Raw genomic sequence first — 21,901 nt, 5'->3', positions numbered from 1 at the left:
TGAAAAGCCTTTCGTTCGAGTATTTGCTCGGACGAAAGGTTTTTACGTTGCCACCTCGGCCACCGTCAACGTGCGTTCCAGTCGGTCTCGTAGGAGTATCATTTGATCGGTGCTCAAATTTTGGCCGACAAGGCTGGCAACGTGTAGCCCGGCAATGGTCGCTGCGCCGATTGGGATCGCGACCAACGTCCACGGCGTGTCACCCATCCACCACTGGACATATCCGTAGATCGACGCGGCAAACATTAAAATCAAAACGACGAAGTAGATCGCCATGAACATGGTCCAGATTTCCGGACGCGGTGCAAATCGGCAATGCAGCCGGGATCCCGCCTCGGTGTCGCTGACCTGGACCGAAAGATGGGGCGACCAAAACCGTCGATGCTGCTGCTCGATTTTGTAGTCAACGCACATCGATGCTGCGACAGCCATCCCTTGCAGTTCGGGTGACTTGAACGCCAGCCGCATTCGTTCGATGACCGATTTGGCCGGCATCGAAGTGTCGATGGTGAATGAAGGTTGCAGCCGCAAAAACTTGATCATGCCAACGCTCCACCGGCATCGGGTTTAACCGTCTATGTTCGAATCACCGGTGATCTTATCGCGATAGGTAGCCAGCCGGGCCAGGGCGTCGTCGACGTCACGTCGAGACGCACCTTGGTGCTCCATCGCATCGGCAAAGTGACCACAGAATTTCGCGAAATGCACAGCCGTGATTCCGCGACCGTGATGGATCGAGTTGAGTTCGGCGCCGGTGTAAGTCGACGGCCCATCGAGCGCCGAGGCGAAAAAGTGGTACTGCATACTTCGCAGGCGATCCATCGGTACGCCTTCAAAGAAAGGTGACAGAAGCCCGTCCTCCAAAACACGTCGATACATTTCGTCAATGATTTTTGTGACGCCTGTTACGCCACCTAAACGATCAAATAAAGCTTCAGACGCATCTGACATAACGGAAAATCTCGGCGTAGAAAATCGTCGGATGAATATCACTGTGAAAGGCAGACGATCACATCACAAGTTTAGCGACCGGACGGCGATCCGGGTACGGTTTTTCGGGCATCGGATGGCTTCACTTCCGCTTGATTCGGTTCAGGCCATTCAGACGGAATCAGCTGAACATCGCCACGCGGCTTCATATCAGCGACTCGCCGTGAATCACGAACGTAATCGTGGCACGAAATGCAAATCGTTGTGGTGTGAAGATAGGTGAAAGAGACGGCTTCACGGTTTCGCCTTTGTGCGAAGTCTTCCAGCAGATTGCATTGGCGGCGAAACTCTGTGCTGAAATGTTCGTACACCGGATCTCGATGCCGAGGCCACTCCGCCGCATGGCTGATACGTTTCATCTCGCGAGCTCCGCGGCCGATCAAATCGAAATCATTTCGGCACAAGCCTTCCAGCACGTTCTGCGAACTTGAGAGCTTCGCTTTCATCAAGTCGCCTTCTGCGTCCTTGATTTGGCTGACGGGAGGATCACCCCAAAGATCTGCATCGAATCCGCCCCCAACGGCGATCCAAACGCCGGCCAACAAAACCAATCCAACCCGAACTCCAATGAATCTACGCATCGTGAAAGCCTCCAGCCAAGAAATGCCATCTTTGGGTTTGGCAAATTTTGTGCCGTCGGTCAATCGACGTCTTAGTGACCTAGAAGCGAGACAGTGACGCACGGTGTGTGCGAATCCGATCGCCTCAGGCGTTCGTTTCCTGCGAGTGAGTTGTCTGCATCCGATCACGCAGCTCTTTGCAGGCATCCGCCGGGTTGCTGCACAATCCGCAACTCACGCTTCCGTCATCGTTCGTTTTGTTGGCGATACCGCCGCACGAACCGCTGATCGCCTTGCGGCCGAAAATGACGCCGACCGCCATCGCCATCAATATCGTGGCGAAAGCAATCGTTGTGATCGCCATTACCACCCAAGGAGAGCCGGCGGAATCAACCGCTTTAACGGGTGACGCCTGAACGGCACCGACGGGTGATGCGGTTGAGTACTGGGACAATGTTCCGGTTCCGATTCGCAAGAATTCATCGCCAGCTCGCGAGATCAACAAAGTGTCTAAACCCTCTTTGGTGGCGATCGCCAGACCGTCGTCCGGGCCTAGGACATTGATCGCTGTTGCCCAAGCGTCTGCGTCGACGCAGCTTGCCGTGACAACCGAGACGGATGCCAGGGCATGATCGATCGGTCGTCCGGTTCGTGGATCGATGGTGTGCGAATAGCGTTTGCCGTCGCTTTCAAAAAAGTTCCGATAGTCACCTGATGTCGCCATTGCGCGATCGCTGTCACTGGTGCTCAACGCGTGGGCGACGGTCCATTGATCGGTGGCTGCGTCGGGCATTTGGATACCGACCTTCCACCACTGGCCGGCCTTCGAGCCGCTGGTGCGAACTTCGCCTCCGATTTCGACGAACACATCTTTCATACCCTTAGAATTCAAAAACTCGACCACGCGATCAACGGCGTGGCCCTTTGCGATTGCGGAAAGGTCGACCATCAATGATGGAATCGACTTCTTTAACGATGGCGGGTCCATGCGGACAGTCAGTTTTTGATAGCCGATCGTCGCGAGCAGTTGCTGGATCGTTTCGTCGCTAGGCGCTTTGCCGGTGCGAGGACTGGGGCCGAAGTTCCAGGCGTTCACCAGCGGCGCAACCGTAATGTCGAAGGCACCATTGGTTTTAACGGCGATCGACAGCGCCGCGTCAACAACGTCCGCAAATTCGGGACTGATGGGGAACCAGTCCGTCGAATCCGACGCGTTGAACCTGCTGATCTCGGACGATTTCAAGTACGTCGACATCTGGTCGTTGACGTTACGAAGGACGCCATCGATGTCGATTCTCAGGTCATCCACGTCGACCGATTCAGCGGGCCCGAAGACCTTGACCGAGTAGGTCGTTGCCATCGTTTGGCCGGAAAATTCGAGCATCACTGAATCGGCAGCAACAACACTTGAGAGCGAATCGCAAAGTAGCAATCCGACAAAGCCGACCATCACCAGACCGCGAAAGCGGATCATCATTTCGCTCGAAGTTAGGAGCCATCGCAAACGGCCGTGGATTTCCACGGCCTGAATTCGTCAATCGCTTAGCCGCCGAAGTCGTCGTAAGCGATGTTTTCGGGTTCAACACCCAAATCGTCCAACATGCGGAAGACGGCTTGGTTCATCATCGGCGGACCACAGATGTAGTACTCGATATCTTCCGGTGCCGCGTGCTTGGACAGATAGTTTTCCAAAAGTACTTGGTGAATGAAGCCGACGTAGCCGTCCCAATTATCTTCCGGCGCCGGTTCCGACAACGCGATATTGAACTTGAAGTTCGGAAAGTCCTTTTCGATTTCACGAAAGTGATCGACGTAGAACAGTTCACGAGCGCTTCGACCGCCGTACCAATACGAAACCTTGCGGTCTGTCTTGCCACGTTTGAACAACTCGAAGATGTGGCTTCGCAACGGCGCCATTCCCGCACCACCACCGATGTAGACCATTTCCGCGTCAGTGTCTTTGATGAAGAACTCGCCGTACGGACCACTGATTGTCGCCTCGTCGCCGGGTTTCAGGCTGAAAATCCAACTGCTCATTTTGCCAGGCGGCACATCGGGCATCCGCGGCGGCGGTGAAGCCACGCGAATGTTTAACATGATGATGCCCTTTTCACCGGGATAGTTTGCCATTGAATAGGCACGGACCACCGGTTCGTCGACCTTCGACACGTACCGCCAAATATCGAATTTGTCCCAATCGCCATGGAACCGCTCCTCGATATCGAAGTCTTTGTAGTTGACAACGTGAGGCGGGCATTCGATTTGGATATAACCGCCGGCCTTGAAATCGACTTCCTCGCCTTCGGGTAACTGCAGTACGAATTCCTTGATGAAGGTCGCGACGTTCCGGTTGCTCAGAACCTTGCAGTTCCACTTCTTGGTGTCGAACGCTTCCGGCGGCACTTCAACCGTCATGTCGGTCTTCACTGCGACTTGGCAACTAAGACGTTCGCCTTCGGCGGCTTCTTTTTTGTTGATGTGGCCCTTTTCGGTCGCCAAGATGTCGCCCCCGCCATCGGTGACCTTCACCTTGCACTGGGCACACGTCCCGCCACCGCCGCACGCACTGCTGACGAAGATGCCGGCATCGGCCAAGGCGCCCAGTAGTTTTCCACCGGCGGGGATTTCGACCGTTTTTTGATTGTTGATCAGGATTTTGACCGGACCCGAAGCCACGAGTTGGCTTTTGGCAGCCAAGATCAAAAAGACGAGCGCAATCACCACAACCGTGAACATCGCGACGCCAAGAAGAATGGTAGTCATGCTTTTTTAAGCTCGTGAGTGATTGTTAGAGGCTGATGCCGCCGAAGGACATGAACGCCAAAGCCATCAGGCCGACGGTGATGAACGTGATACCTAAACCGCGAAGCGGTGGCGGAACGTCACTGTATTTCATTTTTTCGCGAATGCCGGCAAGCGCAACGATCGCCAACGCCCAACCGACGCCGCAACCCAATCCGTAGACGCAGGCCTCGGGGAAGTTGTAGCTGCGGTCCTGCATGAACAACGATCCGCCCAGGATCGCGCAGTTCACCGTGATCAGCGGCAAGAAAATACCCAGCGCGTTGTAAAGCGGCGGGAAGAACTTATCCAGAACCATTTCCAGGATCTGAACCATCGCTGCGATCACGCCAATGAAGCTGATGAAGCCCAGGAACGACAAGTCAACGTTGGCAAAGTCGACCGTGCTGGTCGAAACGCCCAAGTCGTTGACCCAAGTCATGGCGCCTTTCTTCAGCAACCATTCATTAAGCACTTGGTTAGCCGGAATGGTGATTGCTTCGATCACGATCACCGCAGCGCTGAGTCCGAGGGCCATTTTGACGTTCTTGCTGATCGCCAGAAACGTACACATGCCCAAGAAGAAAGCGAGCGCAAGGTTTTCGATGAAAACAGCTTGCAAAAAGATGCTGAGTAGATTTTCCATGGTTCGCTTACGCCTCTTCGATTTGTTCAGGCTTCCAGGCTCGGATTGCCCAGATCATGAATCCGATGATGAAAAATGCGCTGGGAGGCAGCAGCATCAAGTTGTTCGGGTTGTACCAGCCACCATTGCGATCGAGCGCGAAGATTTCGATGCCGAACAGTGAACCGCTGCCGAACAGTTCGCGGAAAAACGCCACGACAAGCAGCACTACACCGTAACCCAATCCGTTGCCAATCCCGTCAAGGAAGCTGATGCCCGGATTGTTTTTCATTGCGAATCCTTCGGCGCGACCCATCACGATACAATTCGTGATGATCAGGCCGACGAAGACGGACAACTGTTTGCTGATGTCATAAAAGTAAGCCTTCAACAGTTGGTCGACCACAATCACCAGCGATGCGATGACGGTCATCTGCACGATGATCCGGATGCTGCTGGGGATGAACTGTCGAATCGCGCTGACGCAAAAATTGCTGCACGCCGTGACCGCGACCACCGCAAGGGCCATCACTAACGACGTTTCCATCTTGCTGGTCACCGCGAGCGCCGAACAGATCCCTAGGATCTGCAGCGCGATCGGATTGTTGTCGACCAATGGGTCGACAAGCACGTCCAAAGGTTTCTTAGCCATTGATCGATTCTCCGGATTGGCGGATGTCGGCGGACTGATCGCTCGATGCGTCAGACGATTTTTTGTCGGACTTCGTTGCGTTCCCGATCGGGGCGCCGCTTTCGATGTCCTTGCCAAGTTTCTTCAAGAACGGACCGTAAGCATCGTCGCTTGCCCAGTAACGCAGCATCTTGGTGACACCGTTGCTGGTGATCGTTGCGCCGGACAATCCATCGACGGCGTAAACATTTTCAGCCGGCGCGGGGCCCTTGAATACGAGTGCCGCTGGTGTACCGTCCGCGTCGTAAAGTTTGCGTCCGTCCCACTTGGCCTTCCAAGCCGGATTGTCGACTTCGCCACCCAGACCGGGCGTTTCTTTGTGTTGATAGTACGTCAAACCTTGGATGGTTTTGAGGTCGCTCTTCAACGCCAAATAACCCCACAAAGTCCCCCATAAGCCTTTGCCGTAGATCGGCAATACGACTTGTTGGATCGTATCGCTGCCCGGTCGTTTGACGAAGTAAACCTTCATCACCGACGGACGCGACACTTCGCCTGGGTCATAGGTCGGGTTCTCGATCGGCACGCTGGTGTCGGGATCCGAAGCCGCTTCGGCTAAGTCCCAATCTGCCGCTTTGACTTCGTTGTTGAACGAACCGTCATTCATGTTGATCAACGCTTCGCTGACCCAACCGTACAGTTCGTCGATTTGTTTCTTTGACAATTTGCTTGCCGGCAAGCCGTACTCTCCAAGGGCCAAGCCGGCCGCATCAAGAATGTTCTTTTGCTGGTCAAGTTTCTCGTTGGCAATCTGCGTCGGCTTCAGCGCGACCGCTGCGGCACTAACGGCCAGCGAGCAGACGACGCATAGAACGGCCGCAGTTGCGATCGTACGAGAGAGTGAATCAGGTTGTTGCATAGCGTGCCATCCTCCGGCGAACGTTCAGTTGGACCACGAAGTAATCGATCAGCGGCGCGAACACGTTGCCGAACAGAATCGCCAACATGATGCCTTCGGGATAAGCCGGATTCACGACACGGATTAGAACGGTCATGAAACCGATCAATCCGCCATAAACCCATTTACCGGTTTCTGTCATCGAAGCACTGACCGGGTCGGTTGCCATAAACACCAAACCGAACGCCAATCCACCGACGACCAAGTGCCACAGGGGTGAAACGCTGAACATCGGGTTGGTGCCGCTGTTGACGCCCATCATCAAAAAGGACGTTGCGGTGACGCCCGCGACGACACCGGCCATGATTTTCCAAGACCCGACGCCCGTAGCGATCAAGATCAATGCACCGACGATGCACAACAGTGCGCTGGTTTCGCCGATGCAACCTTGGATCGTGCCCAGGAATGCGTCCGTCCAAGTGATCGAACCGGTCCAATTGGCTTGTTCGCCAGCGGCCGGTCCGACGGTGTAGTTGATGGTCGAAAGTGCATCGACAGCCTTGGTGCCTGCGGGCGCCGCGGCCATTCGGCCCAGTGCGGTCGCACCGCTGAACCCGTCGACGGCTGTCCAAACGCGTTCACCGCTGATTTGTCCGGCATAAGCAAAGTAAAGGAACGCGCGACTGGTAAGCGCGACATTCAAAAAGTTTCGTCCGGTGCCGCCAAAGACTTCTTTGGCGACGATCACCCCGAAGGCGATACCCACCGCCACTTGCCAAAGCGGTATCGAGGCGGGAAGCGTCAACGGAAACAACAGCCCGGTTACCAAGAACCCTTCGTTGATTTCGTGGCCTCGAAGTACACTGAAGACCAATTCGATGTGACCACCGACAAACATGCAAACGATGTAGATCGGCAGGAAGTGAATCGCGCCCAACACAAAGTTGTCGACGATGTTTTTCGGGTCGTGACCAAAGCCCATCCCGTCATGGATGGCATAGTGCCAATCCTGTTCGACGCTGACGCCGACGGCAGCAGCCTGTTCCATCGCGGTATTTGCGATGTAGCCGACGTTCCACATGCCGAACAATGTTACGGGGACCAAGGCCATGACGACCGTGATCATCATCCGCTTCAGGTCGATGGCATCGCGAACGTGCGTAGCACCCTTCGCGACTTCACCGGGTGTGTAAAGGAACGTGTCGAGGGCTTCGTACATCGGGTAAGCCATCTCGAGCGGCCCACCCTTGGCAAAGATCGGGTGAATTTTATCGAGGACGGTGCGAAGTGCTTTCATGGATCAACCTTCTCGTTCGATCGTATTCAGGCTCTGGCGAAGCAGTGAGCTGTATTCGTATTTTCCTGGGCACACAAACGTGCATAGCCCGAGGTCTTCTTCTTCCAATTCCAAAACGCCCAACTGTTGGGCTTCATCGGTGTCGCGGTAAATCAGCGAACGAAGTAATTGCGTCGCCAAAATATCCATCGGCATGACTTTTTCGTACGTTCCCAGCGGCACCATGGCGCGTTCGCTGCCGTGGGTGCTGGTGGTGAACGGAAACTTTTTGTTTGGTAGTCCGGCGGACGCAAAGACTCGTGTGACCGAAAACTTGTCGAAGCCGGGCTTTTGCCAACCCAGGAACTCTCGCTCGTCACCTTCGGCAATGACGGAGACTTGGTTGTGGTATCGGCCCAGGTAACTCTTGGATCCGACAGCTTGGCGGCCGCAAAGCACGCTGCCGCTGATCGGACGAATTTTGATGGACGCGTCGTACTCGCCGTCAATCAGTTCCGTGACGCTGGCACCAAGCCGGGTCTGCAACAATCGCGGTTGCCCGATCACGGGTCCGGCAAGCGAAATCACACGGCGGACGTCGATGGTGCCGGTCTGTAGAAACGAACCGAAGGCACACACGTCTTGGTAACCGATGTACCAAACCGTCTTGGTCGGGCCGACCGGATCGAGGTGGTGGATATGAGTTCCCACCAATCCGGCTGGGTGGGGACCGCCGAACGTTTCGACTTGAATTCCGGCAACACCGGAGCCAGGGATCTCTGACGCGGGAGCCTTGCAAAGGAAGACTTTGCCGTCGGTCAATTTGGTCAGTAATTGCAGGCCAAGGTTGAACTGATCTTTGCGATCGGCGATCGCAATCGCAGGATCGGCACTGAGCGGATTGGTGTCGATCGCTTGGACAAAGATCGAATGGGGCACCGAACCAGGGACCGGCACCTTGCCAAACGGACGCGTTCTTAGCGCCGTCCACATGCCGCTTTGAGTCAAGCTATCCGTCAAGCTCTCGCGAGACAGTGATTGCGGGTCCTTGCCGACAATCCCTTCGAACTCGACGCGGTCGTCGCCATCACCGTCGACTTCGATCACGACCGATTCGAACTTGCGTTTGGCGCCGCGGTTCACTTCGGCGACGGTGCCCGAAGCGGGGGCGGTGTAAACGACGCCAGGATTCTTCTTGTCTTCCAGAATCGCTTGGCCCAATCGGACGCGGTCACCCGGGGCAACCAACATCGTCGGCTTCATCCCGATGTAGTCGTCGCCAAGCAGGCCGACCTTTGCGACTCGCGGAGCGATCTCGATGTGTTGCTCTGGACTACCCAGGATAGGTAGGTCGAGGCCTCGTTTGATGGTTGTCATCAATGACTTTCTGATGGAAAGAGCATCTTTTGCCGAAAAAAACGTCGCTTCGCCGAATCGCAAATTTCGGAAAAGCAGGTGACTTTGTGAAAAAAATCACAAAGTAGGTCCGAGTCAAAGCCCGCACTCCATTGACGGTGTGCGGGCCAAACTCGGTCGTTCCAGGGCTGGCCCCCGGCGAATGCGTCGCCCAAGAGGGTGCCCTGAGCATTCGACCAAATCCGCAAGAGATTTTGATGAGCGTCGAATCCGACGCCAGCAATCAACGCTTTCTTGCGGATTCATGCGAGAACGAAATATGCCACAGAGGCCGATTCGTCGCAACGCCACTGTGTTTTCTGGCGGGCAATTCATGTCGAACCGGCGCTAATGCGGTGGATCGTTCCGCTAAGTCGCCGCAAGGGCATCGCATCGCGAGTGTCGATGAGGTGCGCCTCGACTTATTTACGGAAAATATGTCAGATGATGGGCTACTTACGTCGCGGGCGCACGCCCGCGATCTTTCGCACACTTTGACTCTTCTGCTTCCCAGCGGTCTGCACACTAGGAAATTGTTCGATCATGGCTAACATTCGCCCCCTCTTTGCTGTCATTTTTGTTTTGACTGTTTCGTTGGTGTTGACGCCGGGTTGCGGAACAAAAACGGCGGCACCTGCGCCTGCTTCAACTTCCGGCGACCATGATCACGATGATCACAACCACGGCGATCATGATGACCACGACCACGACGATCATGCCGGTCACGATCACGCCGCGCATGGCCCCAACGGCGGTCACATGGTCGATCTGACGGGCGGCGCGCACGCTGAGTGGGCGCACAACGACGATCAGGAGTTGCTTGCGGTTTATCCCGAGAATGCGGATCAGGTTACCGGCGTCGAAATGAAAACAACGATCCAGGGCGAAACGACGGTCTATCCGTTTGAAAAAGCCGACGACGATTCAATGACGGTCTACTCGTTGACGAGTCCTGAATTGCTGACGGCAATCAAGATGGGTGACGCGGTCGAAACCGTTCTCGTGATCACCACCAAGGAAGGTGAAGCGACTGGAAAAGTTGTTCATCACGCCCACTAAAAAAGCCACCCCACACACTTTCATTGCCTTTCTCGTTTGCGAAGGGCACGCGTGCGGGCGGCGAGGGGGGGTTCAAGAATCGAATCCCTCATCCCCCACCTTCATTCGACGCTCGTCAATCACAAGCGTCGGAAATCAGACCCAAATCCAATGACGCTCACGACCCCAACTCTCTCCAACCTCGCGACCTGTACTTTGCGCCGTCCTGATATTCGAAACGTTGTCATCATTGCCCACGTCGACCACGGCAAAACCACGTTGGTGGATTGCTTGCTGCGTCAAAGCGGTCAGTTCCGCGACGCCGAACTGCGGGGCGAGCGGATCCTTGATTCGAACGACCTGGAAAAAGAACGCGGCATCACGATTCTTTCGAAGAACATCGCGCTGCCCTACGAAGGCGTGAAGATCAACGTCATCGACACGCCGGGACACGCTGACTTTGGCGGCGAAGTCGAACGAGTCGTCCAAATGGCCGACGGTTGCTTGGTCTTGGTCGATGCGGCCGAAGGCCCGATGCCTCAGACGCGTTTCGTGCTAGAAAAGGCTCTGCAAGCCGGTTGTACGCCGATCATCGTGGTCAACAAGGTCGACCGCCCCGATGGGCGCCCGCTGGAAGCTCTTGACGAAGCGCTTGAATTGCTGGCCGAACTCGGTGGCGAGGAACAATTAGACAAGGTGAAGTACGTCTTCACCAGCGCGAAGGAAGGCTTCGCGACCCTGGATCCCGCCGTCAAGACAACCGACATGCGGCCGTTGTTCGACTTGGTGCTTTCGGCACTGCCGGGTCCCGAAGTCGACGAAGAAGCTCCGCTGCAAATGATGGTAACGACATTGGGTTGGAGCGAGTACGTCGGTCGAATCGCGATCGGTCGCATCGCTGCTGGTGAAATCAATGCGGGTCAAACGATCGAACTGCATCAGAAGAACGGCCCTGTCAAAGTCAAGGCAGCCGGTTTGTTCGTTTTCGACAACTTGGGACGAACCGCCGCCGAATCGGCAAGTGCCGGCGACATCGTCGCACTCGAAGGACTGGTCAACGTCGAAATCGGCGACACGATCTCGGCCATCGATGCGAATAACGCACTGCCTCGATTGAAGGTCGACGAACCAACGCTTGAGATGGTTTTTAGCGTCAACAGTTCACCGATGGTCGGACGCGAAGGGAAGTTCGTGACGACGCGTCAATTGAAGGCGCGGCTGGAAAAAGAACTCGAACGAAACGTCGCGCTTCGAGTCGAAATGATCGAAGGCGCCGAAGCGTACGCCGTCAAAGGCCGCGGCGTTTTGCACTTGGCGATTCTGATCGAAACGATGCGCCGCGAGGGCTTTGAGCTTTCGGTTGGCAAACCACGCGTTATTTTCAAAGACATTGACGGTAAGAAGCACGAGCCGTTCGAAAGGCTTCAAGTCGAAGTGCCCACCGAAACGATGGGGCCGGTGATGGAATTGGTCGGGCTTCGCCGCGGTCAGCTCGAAGAAATGAATCCTCGCGGCGAATACACGATGTTAAGGTTTCTGATCCCATCGCGAGGACTGATCGGACTTCGTACACGCTTGCTCAACGCGACTCGCGGTACGGCGATCATCAATCACCGCTTCGAAAGCTATCGTCCGATCGAAGGCGACGTGCCCAAGCGTTCCAACGGCGTGCTGATTTCGATGGTCGGTGGCAAAACGGTTCCGTTTGCGATGTTCGGTTTGCAGGACCGTAGCGAGTTGTTGGTGCCGGCCGGTATCGAAGTTTACGAAGGCATGATCGTTGGCGAAAACGCACGCGAGAATGATTTGACCGTGAACCCGTGCCGCGAAAAGAAACTGACCAACATGCGTGCATCCGGAAGCGATGAAAACGTCGTCCTGAAGCCGCCACGTGACATGTCGTTGGAAGCCGCACTGGAATACATCGAAGAAGACGAGCTCGTCGAAGTCACTCCGCTGAACATCCGCTTGCGAAAGATTTTGTTGAAAGAATCTGATCGTCGACGCACTGGACGTAGTGCGTAGTTCCGACGGCCGTTCAGCATAAGCCGATCGCACCAAGCCGGCGGGACATCGGGTCTCGCGGGCGAGTTCGCGACTTGGTCATCCCGCCGCCGTCATTGCAAACGACAGCGTCAGCCTGCTGGTTCGTCGGGTTACTGGTTTTTTGTTGGATCGTCCAACAGATCGCCTTCGGTGATAATCGTAAAGCCTTTTTCTTGCAGCGTTTGCATTGCGAATTCGATGTTGTCGACCATGATCGCGACGGCCGGCTTGCCGTTGGGGCGGATCAACATCGGATAGGCTTGCGTGATGTTCAGTTCCGCTTGCAGCAGCGCCGAACAAACTCGCAGCAACGGTTGTGGGCCTTCGGGCAGCTCAACGCCGATCAAGTCCGTTTCGATCATCGCCAATCCGCTGCGTTCCAAAATCTCGCGACCTCGGTCCGCGTCACTGACTAGGAATCGAACGAACGCACACTCGGCTGCGTCACTGATCGAAAGCGCACAAACCCGGATTCCGGTGCCTTCGAAACGTTTGACCACTTCCAAGAGCTGCCCGACGCGGTTCTCCAAAAATATTGTGAACTGTCGAAGGGCCGGATAGTTGCGGCCGCGAATGGTTTCGAACGAAGTTGCTGAATCGTCGCCGCTGCTCATCGTCGGTTCATCCTGTGATGGGTGGTTTTGCCGCGTCGCCTTAGATTGATCTGCCCTAAAGCCTGTGCAGAGTCTAGGCTCCATTGCGGTTTGCAGTCAATTCGACCGGCATTTTGCCCCAGTATTCTTCCATCACCCCGCCCATTGCCATGCCCTTGAATCCCAATAACCCGCTGAATCGGCATCAGGAAACGATTCGAGTCACGTATCAAGAAACCGACGGCCAACGGCGAGTCCACCACGCCAACTACTTGAACTACTTCGAACGCGGTCGGGTCGAGATGCTTCGAGCGGCGGGCGTCAGCTACAAATCGTTCGAGGACGCCGGCAAGATGCTGGTGGTGACCCAAATGAATGTCCGCTACACCGCAGCCGCCGAGTTCGACGACTTGCTGACGTTGACCGTCGAGACGACCGAGATCCGAAAGGTTCGGATTCGACATCGCTATCAGATTCACCGCGGCGACGAACTGATCGTTGACGCAGACTCGACGATCGCCTGTGTGGACGAAACGGGAAAGCCTTCGAAGTTACCGAAGGCTTTCCTTGAACACGAGTGACTTGAACACGAGTGACTTGAACACGAGTGAAAGAACGCTTGAGTCATTGACCCTTCAATTGGCTCGCCTTCTTGACCATCTGGATAAACTCGCTGCGGAGTCCTTCTTCGTCGCTGCCTTTCGCCGCCTTGGCGGCTTTCATCACGTCGGCCATCTTCCAGTCGCCGGCATGTCGGCTGCCGCGAAGTTGCATTCCGAATCCCGCCACAGCGGCGGCGAATCGGGTTGATTCGTCGGCTTCGTCAAACGACATGTCCTCGTCGACGATCGGAAAGTCCACGCGAGTGCTCGTGTCGCCGTCGGGTTGCTTGTACCGGATCCGAACGGTCAGCATTTCGTCGCCATCGGTCGCCTCGGTCGGTGCCGGTTTCGCGACGTACTTCGATTCGTCGACCTTGGGTTGTGCCGGATCCGAATCCGCGCCGACCGGTACGATTTCGTACAGCGCGGTCACTGAGTGACCCGCACCGATCTCGCCGGCATCCTTCTTGTCGTCGTTGAAGTCTTCTTTGGCCAGCATGCGGTTCTCGTAACCGATCAAGCGATACGACGCGACCTTGGCGGGGTTGAAGTCGACTTGCAGCTTCACGTCCTTGGCGATCGTCACCAACGTCCCGCTGACTTGATCGACCAAGACCTTATGTGCTTCTTGCGAGTTGTCGATGAAGGCATAGTTGCCGTTGCCGCGGCCGCTGATCTGTTCCATCATCGCGTCGTTGTGGTTGCCCATTCCGAAACCCAGCACGGTCAAGAACACACCGCTCTTGGCTTCGGCCTCGACCAACCGCACCAGGGCATCGGTGCCGGTGGTTCCGACGTTGAAGTCACCGTCGCTGCACAGGATCACTCGATTGACGCCGCCTTCGACGAAATTCTCGCGAGCGGTTTGGTAGGCCAGTTCAATACCCGCACCACCGTTGGTGCTGCCACCGGCGGAAAGTTGCGACAGTGCCTTGTTGATCTTCTTGCTTTTCTTGGCCGAAGTCGAATCCAGTACCAGTCCGGCCGACCCGGCATAAACGACGATAGCAACTTTGTCGTTCTTTTCTAGCTGCTTTGTCAGCATCGTCATGCCTTCGATGACCAGCGGCAGCTTGTTTCGCGAATTCATCGATCCGGACGTGTCGACCAAGAACACCAAGTTGCACCGGGGACGCTCGTCGGATTTCATCGTCTTGCCTTGGATGGCTATGCGAGCGAGTCGATGCTCGTCGTTCCAAGGGCAAGACGTGATTTCGACGGCGGCGGCGAACGGATGCGAGGCATCGTTGGCTGGCGGCGTGTAGCCGTAGTTAAAGTAATTGACCAATTCTTCGATACGCACGGCATCGGGACCCGGCAACTGATTCGCTCGCATCAGGATGTCGCGAGTCTTGCTGTACGAAGCGGTATCGACGTCGATCGAAAACGTGCTGAGCGGATGCTCGTCGGCTCGTTTGAATTCGTTATCGGTGATCGGTGAAAACTTGTCGCCGGAGCTTCGCCCGTGCAGCGATTCTTCGAGCGGAATGACCCGGATGTCCGGCGCGTCCGCCAGGCCGGGTGCGGTTTCGAGAAGTCGCGATTTTTCCAGTCGATAGCGGTTCTGTTCCAGGTTGGACCGCGTGCTATCGAATCGATTGCTTCCAGCGAAATAGGGAGTCGCTTTGTTGCCGACAGCATTCGGGGTGGGAGCAGACATTCCCATTCCCATAGCCATGTCCATTCCCTCTGCTTCCATCATCATGCCCTCCATTCCCATCATGTCCATTCCCAATTCGTCCATGCCTCCCATGCCGTCCATGTCGGCTTCGCTTCGCTTCGACCGTCGCCTAGGAGCTGCTGCCATGGGGCGATTGCCTTTTGCTTCGTTGCCATCATCAAAGCCAAAATGCTCCATCTCCAAGTCTTCCGAAAAGGGCTGATGTACTTCGTAAGCGAGTGCCGTGCCGCGCGTCATTGCTTTGTCGGCCACGATGTCATCGCCGGCAACCTTGGCGGAATCCAACTCCACGCTTCCACCGCCTATTCCACCACCCATGGCACCGCCACCGACCGACGATTGCATTTTCTTTTTGTCGACCGATTGCGAACGCCGTTCAAGAACGTCTAGTGCTTCGACACGTTTGCTAAGAATCGGCTTGCCGGCCGTCTCGGCGGCCGAAGTCAGCGATGGAACCGATACGGTTGAAGTGGGTTGATCAACTGCGGATTCATCAACCACCATTTGCTCGAATTCAACCGCCGCAATATCTTCGTCGATTGTCACGGCATCGTTTTTCGTCTGCGAAACCGTCATTGGTTGATTCTGCAGCATCGGCGCGATGCCGATCATCAGGGCCACCACCGCCGCAGTGGCCAATATCAGAATCGGCACCGTCCACGGCTTCGGTGGGGTGCCGAGGTGAGTACTAGGCAATGCACCGGAGGCGATTTCGTCTCGCCGGTTGTCGCTCAGTACCGGCGCCGACTCGGCGGCGAACAGGCCGGCAAGTTTGTCGGTGACCAGACGAGCTTCGTCGACGGCGGCCGACAGTTCACCGTTGCCTTTGAGCTCTTTTTCGAATGCGACGCGCTGGTCGTCGGACAATTCGTTCATCACATAGGCGGTGATGCGAGAATCGTCCCAGGGGGATGATGGTTTCATGGCTTGAGTTCTGGTTTTGGAGGAACGTGTTTTTTTAGAAGCGGCGTTGCGGACTGGCGGATGAACGATCCGGTCAGGCTGGGAACGCGCTGCGCAGGCTGCGGACGGCTTCGTGCAAATGAAAACCGACGTTGCTGACCGACAAACCGGTCACGTCAGCGATCTCGCGGTAGCTCAAGCCGGCCGTCATCCTTAGCCGCATGACTTCTTGTTGCCGCGGCGTCAGCCGGTCCATCAGTTCGTCCAAATGGCTGCGGTCTTCGGCGTCGATGGCCGTCGTCTCGGGACCCGGCGAAGGGTCCGGCATGGGGATCCGCGACGCATCGACGGGCGTCGCGTGAGAGGTTCGTTGCATGTCAATCACTCGGCTTCGGCAGACAGAGAAGAGCCAAGCTGCGAGGCGATTTTGCACGTCGTCGGGCGATTCGCGACACAGCCTCAGGAACGTTTCCTGAACCGCGTCTTGAGCCCCTTGCCAATCGCCGCCCATCATCCGAGCCGCATACGCAATCAGGGGCCGCTGGTATCGTTCGACGATCTCATCGATCGAGCCCGGCGGCCACTGGCAAGCGTGTTTGGTCATGGAAGAGCGTCAACAGCAGAAGAAAAGAACGCGGTTTCAGCATGACAACGAACGTGAGGCAGGTTTCTTAGGAAGATTTCCGGAAAACATTTCTCGCCCACGTAACCGGTCGGCGAGTGCTCTTCCGACGTGCCTAGATCAACTTCGACTGACCCGGGATCGCAAACGATGATTCGGGGCGAGGGCCGTTGATGTCGAAGTCTTCGGGGAATAACGAAAGCTTCGATTCATTGGCCAAGAAATCCCACGACACGTTTTGGCCGGTGTAAGCGGCGACGCGGCCCAAAACACCGGTCAGCGAGCTGTCGGCCGTTTCTTTCAGTTCGACGATCGGCTTTCCGCTGCGAACCGAATCGATCAAGTCCTTGTGTTCCTGTTGGTAGGCGGCACCGATGTTGCCTTCCATCGAAAAGGTTTCTTTTCCGTCGCGATCTTCGATCTTGGCGCCGGAATTGATCCCATAGATCGTCGCTTTTCCCTTTGTGCCGTAGATGACGTTGGCGTTCTCGTTGGCGGCACCAGGAATTTGACGACAGATGAACGAAACCATTCGGTTGCCCGGGTATTGGTAATCGACGGCCATGCTGTCCCACATCTCGCTGCCTTCGGGACGCGTGAATCGTCCGCCCACGGCGAACGCCGATTCAGGTGGTCCGCCCATGATCCAGTTGATCGTGTCAATGTTGTGGACGGCTTGTTCGACGATCTGGTCGCCCGACAACCAAATGAAGTGCATCCAATTGAAGACTTGAAATTCCGTATCACTCATTTCGGGACGACGGATCTTGTTCCAGATGCCGTTGCTGCAATAACGAGCAGACGCCGAAACGATGTCGCCGATCGCGCCTTCGTGGATGCGTTTGATGCATTCGACGTAATTGGTTTGCCGGCGATACTGAGTTCCTGTAACGATCGACGTACCGTTGGCCACGGCCTTGTCATGGGCGGCAAGGCAGATTCGATAGCCGGCCGGATCCACGCAGGAGGGCTTCTCGGCGAAGATGTGTTTGCCCGCGTCAACGGCTTCGGCGATGTACGATGGACGAAACGCCGGCGGAGTCGCGAACAGCACGACGTCGACATCAGCGTCATCCAAAACTCGTTTGTACCCGTCGATACCACCGTAAATTTTGTTGTCGGCAACGTTGACTTTTCCTTCATGACGTTTGGCCAACGAGTCACGCAGTCCGCCAAGTTTGGATCCGTCCAAGTCGGCGATCGCGACCAGTTTAATACCTTCGTTGATCGACAAGGAATCGTTGATCGCGCCACTTCCACGGCCACCTGCACCGACCAGTGCGATTCGAATCGGCGGCTCGGATGATGCGAGCGTTCGTTCGTATTCGGCAACTTCTTCGTCGCCGCGGACCGGGCGAGTCCCCGCAAGCACGGTCGCAGCACCCGCCGTTAGGACGCTTCCCGATTTCAGAAAGTGACGCCGGTTCGCGTCGGATGATTGTTTCGAAGTTGCGTCGGAGTTCTGGGAGGTCATCGATGGCACTGGGGTGGGATGGCGGTGAGTCGTGATCAACCACCATTCTAGTCCATCTTGTGATCTACCGCCGACGGCCAATTCAAGCGACGCGGACTTTTGTTTCTGTTGAGCGAAAACGCGTAGCGGCGGAGGCTTCGATCATCCGCAGCAGCGGTTCGATGCGGTGCGGTTTGCTAAGTACCATGTCGACCCCACCTTGTTGGGCATGTTTCAAGTCCCGCGGCCGCGGCGAATTGACCAGCCATGCTTGTTTCAAGTGGCCCTTCGCCGACGAGACCTTCGCGGCACGATCCGCCCATCGCTGGGCCGTCGCCGGTCCGGCGATCGAATCGTCCCACCAAACGGCGTCGACATTGCGAATTCCGGGTGGATCCATCGTTCGTGACCAGACAGCCGTCGCGCCGCCCTCGTCCGCCAAGTCCAGTAGCGTTTGAGCAGCCGAGACATCGGCCGACATGATCAAGACGCTACGGATGTCACTGGGATCGTTCGACTTGTCCAGCAAATCGGTCAACACTTGGTTCCATCGATGCCACGGGTGACGCGACCCGTCAAATCCGATCATGGGTGTGCGAGTGATCGCTTCGCAGAGGACGCCCAGCAAATTCACCCGCGTCGAATCGGGATAGATTGCCAACAGTTGTTCCAGCAATTCGGTCGCGGGTGGCTGACGCGTGTGCTGAGCGAATACCGTCAAGCTCACGTTCTGGGCCGGTCGCTCGATCGCCGACGGCATGTCCGCGCGCCAGGCAAGTTGCGACGATCGGTTTTCGCAAAACTGGTAGGCGGCTTGGAAATCGATGGCTTGCCGCTCGCCGATCCAAAGAACGGTTCCCGGCCCAGATTGGATGTTTTGTGATTGCACCGGAATGTCTTCCTTGACGTGGGTGAAGATTCGATTGTTGCGAGCGTGTTTCTTGAACGCCGTCGTCTCGCGCGTCGTTGTTTCAAGCTTCATCGATCACGGCTTCGGCATCTTTCAAGGCATGCCATGCATCCATAGGCGACCGGGCCATCCGCAAATTTTCGAGCATGTCACCGGCCGAGATCATTCGGCTAAGCTTGGCCAGGATACGAAGGTGGACGGTGTCGTCGTAAGAGCAGATCAGAAAGAAGACGTCCGTTAACTGACCGCGGTCCGAAAAAGGGATCGCCGACGAACACACCGCAAGCGCGATCACCGAGTCCGCCAAGATCGAAGTTTGAGGCCGGCGAGGGTGCAGCAATGCCACCCCGCAATCCAGCGCCGTCGGATGCATTTGTTCGCGGGCCGCAACGGCCTCGGCCATGGTCGGTGCGTCCCACATCAACCCCGTGTTGCCGGCCAAACCGCACATCGAACGGATGACGGATCCCCGCGTCCGCGCGTTCAGCGGCACTTCGATCGACTCGATTTGGCACAATTCGTGAATCGGTCGGTCGACAATCTCGGGGGCAGCACGGTCCAGCACGCGTTGCACCTTGCCCAGTTCTTCGGAGTCGCTGACGCCGATTTGTTCTTCCAGCCAGTGATGGATTTCGGCTTCGCTGAATCGCCACTCGCCACTGACCTTGCGACCGGGGAGCTTGCCCCGCATCGCCATTTTGGAGACTTGATCGGGTAGCAGGTGCAAATAGGCGGCGAGCTGGGCGACGTCGAGATCTTCCATCGTGACTTTTTCTATGTGTGTTTGGGGCGGCTCTATGATAGCGTTGCGTCGAATCTAGTGTCCTCGACCGAAAAAAACACGCGATGTGATTTGCTAGCTTTCCTGGGCTGCGGCCGTCACGCTAGATCCGAAGCGTTTTTTCCCGATCTGATCTCGCTCTGTGGGGCTTCAAAGCCGATAACGACACTGAATCGATTATTACTGACTCGCGCGCGAACGGATTTTTTAGATGCGTAATCTGATCATTATTGGAATGTTGGGTATGGCCGCTTTCATGGCGGGATGGTTCAAAATCAATCGCGACGGCGATCGTACGACGATCGAGATCAATCGGGCGGAAATTCGCAGCGATACTCGAAAAGCTATCGATAAGGGTCGCGAAGTGCTGGACCGGCGAGAGCAGGAAGAACAACAGCGCTATGCCGAGCAGCAGGGAGAGCCACAAGGTCAAGGCTATCCGCAACCGCCCGTTACCCAATACAACGACCGCGGTTTTGGCCAACCTGCGTCTTATGGCCAGCCCAATGCCTACGGCCAACCCGATGCTTACGGACGACCGAGCTATCCGCCGCCATCGTACGGAACTCCGTATCCGCAACAACAACAAGGGCCACCGCCGTATCAACAGCGTTAGAACTTGGCTCAGATCGGTCGTGACTTGACCGGCGGTGGTTTGCTAAGACTCGAATGGGAGAAACAGTTTTTCTTCCGATTTATACGTTCGAGTCTCGTTTGCCCAGTCGACCGATGAACCAAACCACCTTCAACGCATTTGTCATCGCCCTCGCCGTCGTATGGACGAGCGGCTCCGCTGTTGCCGACGAAACCACGACACCGTCATGGATGCGTGGCGTGTCGACATTCAACGGAACCGGCTACGACTTGCCGGATACCGACGCATTGCCCGTTGCCATTGCTTCGCCCGCTGCCCCGGCTTCGACGGTTTCCCCTGCTGCTCCGTCATCGACGTTCACTTTGCCAACGATCTCCGGTGCATCCGATGGCGGTGCGCCGCCGTACGTTGTTCCGGTTGATCCCGCATCACCACGATCGAATCCTTACGTCGCAAGTCAATCGGTCGCCAATCCGTATTTCGACATGCCGCGTGCGAACACGTCGGCCGTCGCACGAGCGATCTTGGATTCATCAAGTTCTTCGGCGCCAAACCCCACATCGAGTTCGTCAGTCAAAACGGTTTCTAATGAGGTGCCGTCGTTGCCGATGCCACTGGTCAGTCCTTCACAATCGACTGATGAATCTTACGTTGGAAGTTCGGTCGTCCCAGCATCACCATCCGATGTTTCGGCGTTCGACCAAGCCATGGGAGATCAAGCAGCCATCGATACACCACCGCTGCAAGAATCGGTGACGCATTGGTACCAGTATCCGGCGCGATGGATGAAGGGATGGGATTCAAATGCCGAATTTGGAATCGACGGAAGCGGTGGTAACGCGGAAACATTGGCTCTGCAAACGGGGCTCGAATTGAAACGCAAAACTGACATTTCGACGTTCACCATCGATGTCGATTATCGCCAAGCGAGCAGTCGTGACACGACGATCGAGGATAACGGTCGATTCAATTTGGACTATGACCGGCTATTGGGTGATACCAATTGGTCGTTGTTCGGCAAGTTTGGTTTGGAATGGGACAAGTTCAAAGCGTTCGATTTGAGAATCAATACGAACGCCGGTTTGGGGTATCACTGGATCCGAACGGACACGGCGACATTGGTCACTCGCTTCGGTGCTGGTGCGTCAAAAGAGATCGGTTCGCCCGACGATGCGTGGTCGCCCGAAGCCGTGTTCGGTATCGAAGCCGAACGCCAGCTGACCGATCGCCAAAAATTGAAGGGTAAGGTCGATTACTTTCCGGCCTGGGATGATTTCAACAACTACCGTTTGGTGGCGGATGCTTCTTGGGAAATGCTGCTAGACGGAAGCGACAATCTTAGCTTGAAGCTGGCCGCAACCGATCGTTACGACAGCACGCCTCAGGGTGCCAGGCCCAACGACATCTACTATTCGTTGCTGCTGCTGTACAAGTTTTGATCTGCAAGGTGTCCGACGTGATCGGCGATATCCGAACAGAGCATTCATTCGTCACAATCCGCACGGTCATCTTTGTGGCGAC

Annotated in this window: 21 protein-coding genes; 5 read left to right on the top strand and 16 right to left on the bottom strand. The window is 56.1% G+C overall.

Going from position 1 to position 21,901, the window contains the following annotated elements:
- Positions 1–42: 42 nt before the first annotated feature.
- The 10 genes from Poly51_RS25165 to Poly51_RS25120 form a co-directional block, all read right to left on the bottom strand.
- Positions 43–543 carry a hypothetical protein gene (locus Poly51_RS25165; protein WP_246114754.1) on the bottom strand — a complete coding sequence of 167 codons (501 nt, stop codon included), beginning with the start codon at positions 541–543 and terminating at the stop codon, positions 43–45.
- A gap of 24 nt (positions 544–567) precedes the next feature.
- Positions 568–951: a group I truncated hemoglobin gene (locus Poly51_RS25160; protein WP_146461276.1), complete on the bottom strand. Its 384-nt coding sequence runs from the start codon at positions 949–951 to the stop codon at positions 568–570.
- A 71-nt stretch (positions 952–1,022) separates the two neighbouring features.
- Positions 1,023–1,571: a hypothetical protein gene (locus Poly51_RS25155; RefSeq protein ID WP_146461273.1), complete on the bottom strand. Its 549-nt coding sequence runs from the start codon at positions 1,569–1,571 to the stop codon at positions 1,023–1,025.
- 124 nt (positions 1,572–1,695) lie between these two features.
- Complete coding sequence (locus Poly51_RS25150; RefSeq protein WP_246114753.1) at positions 1,696–3,027, bottom strand: FAD:protein FMN transferase; 1,332 nt, start codon at positions 3,025–3,027, stop codon at positions 1,696–1,698.
- A 65-nt stretch (positions 3,028–3,092) separates the two neighbouring features.
- Complete coding sequence (gene nqrF / locus Poly51_RS25145) at positions 3,093–4,313, bottom strand: NADH:ubiquinone reductase (Na(+)-transporting) subunit F (RefSeq protein ID WP_146461271.1); 1,221 nt, start codon at positions 4,311–4,313, stop codon at positions 3,093–3,095.
- A gap of 25 nt (positions 4,314–4,338) precedes the next feature.
- Positions 4,339–4,977 (bottom strand): NADH:ubiquinone reductase (Na(+)-transporting) subunit E, encoded by a 639-nt coding sequence (gene nqrE, locus Poly51_RS25140; protein ID WP_146461268.1) that lies wholly within the window; start codon positions 4,975–4,977, stop codon positions 4,339–4,341.
- A gap of 7 nt (positions 4,978–4,984) precedes the next feature.
- Positions 4,985–5,608 carry an NADH:ubiquinone reductase (Na(+)-transporting) subunit D gene (locus Poly51_RS25135; RefSeq protein ID WP_146461266.1) on the bottom strand — a complete coding sequence of 208 codons (624 nt, stop codon included), beginning with the start codon at positions 5,606–5,608 and terminating at the stop codon, positions 4,985–4,987.
- Positions 5,601–6,506 (bottom strand): Na(+)-translocating NADH-quinone reductase subunit C, encoded by a 906-nt coding sequence (locus Poly51_RS25130; protein ID WP_146461264.1) that lies wholly within the window; start codon positions 6,504–6,506, stop codon positions 5,601–5,603. Before Poly51_RS25130 ends, Poly51_RS25135 begins: the two co-directional genes overlap by 8 nt.
- Entirely contained in the window at positions 6,493–7,782 is a 1,290-nt protein-coding gene (locus Poly51_RS25125) for an NADH:ubiquinone reductase (Na(+)-transporting) subunit B (RefSeq protein ID WP_146461262.1), read from the bottom strand. Before Poly51_RS25125 ends, Poly51_RS25130 begins: the two co-directional genes overlap by 14 nt.
- Positions 7,783–7,785: 3 nt before the next feature.
- Complete coding sequence (locus tag Poly51_RS25120) at positions 7,786–9,138, bottom strand: Na(+)-translocating NADH-quinone reductase subunit A (protein WP_146461260.1); 1,353 nt, start codon at positions 9,136–9,138, stop codon at positions 7,786–7,788.
- 561 nt (positions 9,139–9,699) lie between these two features.
- Here Poly51_RS25120 and Poly51_RS30720 point away from each other — a divergent pair.
- Together Poly51_RS30720 and typA are read left to right on the top strand one after the other, a co-directional pair.
- Positions 9,700–10,215 carry a hypothetical protein gene (locus Poly51_RS30720; protein ID WP_186775794.1) on the top strand — a complete coding sequence of 172 codons (516 nt, stop codon included), beginning with the start codon at positions 9,700–9,702 and terminating at the stop codon, positions 10,213–10,215.
- Between the two features lie 150 nt (positions 10,216–10,365).
- Positions 10,366–12,219 carry a translational GTPase TypA gene (typA, locus tag Poly51_RS25110; RefSeq protein ID WP_146461258.1) on the top strand — a complete coding sequence of 618 codons (1,854 nt, stop codon included), beginning with the start codon at positions 10,366–10,368 and terminating at the stop codon, positions 12,217–12,219.
- A gap of 131 nt (positions 12,220–12,350) precedes the next feature.
- Here the strand turns inward: typA and Poly51_RS25105 are convergent, their stop codons facing one another.
- A complete protein-coding gene (locus Poly51_RS25105; protein ID WP_146461256.1) occupies positions 12,351–12,854 on the bottom strand; it encodes an acetolactate synthase in 504 nt (167 codons plus the stop codon).
- A 149-nt stretch (positions 12,855–13,003) separates the two neighbouring features.
- On the opposite strand from Poly51_RS25105, the gene Poly51_RS25100 reads away from it, so the two are divergent.
- Entirely contained in the window at positions 13,004–13,414 is a 411-nt protein-coding gene (locus tag Poly51_RS25100; RefSeq protein ID WP_146461254.1) for an acyl-CoA thioesterase, read from the top strand.
- A 43-nt stretch (positions 13,415–13,457) separates the two neighbouring features.
- Here the strand turns inward: Poly51_RS25100 and Poly51_RS25095 are convergent, their stop codons facing one another.
- The 5 genes from Poly51_RS25095 to Poly51_RS25075 form a co-directional block, all read right to left on the bottom strand.
- Positions 13,458–16,040, bottom strand: a complete 2,583-nt coding sequence (locus Poly51_RS25095; protein ID WP_146461252.1) for a VWA domain-containing protein — start codon at positions 16,038–16,040, stop codon at positions 13,458–13,460.
- Between the two features lie 73 nt (positions 16,041–16,113).
- Positions 16,114–16,623 carry an RNA polymerase sigma factor gene (locus tag Poly51_RS25090; RefSeq protein WP_146461250.1) on the bottom strand — a complete coding sequence of 170 codons (510 nt, stop codon included), beginning with the start codon at positions 16,621–16,623 and terminating at the stop codon, positions 16,114–16,116.
- Positions 16,624–16,756: 133 nt separating this feature from the next.
- Entirely contained in the window at positions 16,757–18,115 is a 1,359-nt protein-coding gene (locus Poly51_RS25085) for a Gfo/Idh/MocA family protein (protein WP_146461248.1), read from the bottom strand.
- Between the two features lie 82 nt (positions 18,116–18,197).
- Positions 18,198–19,076 (bottom strand): hypothetical protein, encoded by an 879-nt coding sequence (locus Poly51_RS25080; protein ID WP_146461246.1) that lies wholly within the window; start codon positions 19,074–19,076, stop codon positions 18,198–18,200.
- Complete coding sequence (locus tag Poly51_RS25075; protein ID WP_146461244.1) at positions 19,066–19,767, bottom strand: PTS sugar transporter subunit IIA; 702 nt, start codon at positions 19,765–19,767, stop codon at positions 19,066–19,068. The genes Poly51_RS25080 and Poly51_RS25075 overlap by 11 nt, the downstream gene beginning before the upstream one ends.
- Before the next feature lie 229 nt (positions 19,768–19,996).
- On the opposite strand from Poly51_RS25075, the gene Poly51_RS25070 reads away from it, so the two are divergent.
- A complete protein-coding gene (locus Poly51_RS25070) occupies positions 19,997–20,401 on the top strand; it encodes a hypothetical protein (protein WP_146461242.1) in 405 nt (134 codons plus the stop codon).
- Between the two features lie 113 nt (positions 20,402–20,514).
- Positions 20,515–21,819: a DUF481 domain-containing protein gene (locus tag Poly51_RS25065; protein ID WP_246114752.1), complete on the top strand. Its 1,305-nt coding sequence runs from the start codon at positions 20,515–20,517 to the stop codon at positions 21,817–21,819.
- Positions 21,820–21,901 lie beyond the last annotated feature (82 nt).

The sequence above is a fragment of the Rubripirellula tenax genome (assembly GCF_007860125.1).
Taxonomy (GTDB): domain Bacteria; phylum Planctomycetota; class Planctomycetia; order Pirellulales; family Pirellulaceae; genus Rubripirellula; species Rubripirellula tenax.
Note: the sequence above shows the minus strand (reverse complement) of the source record. Positions and strands in the feature narration are given on the sequence as shown.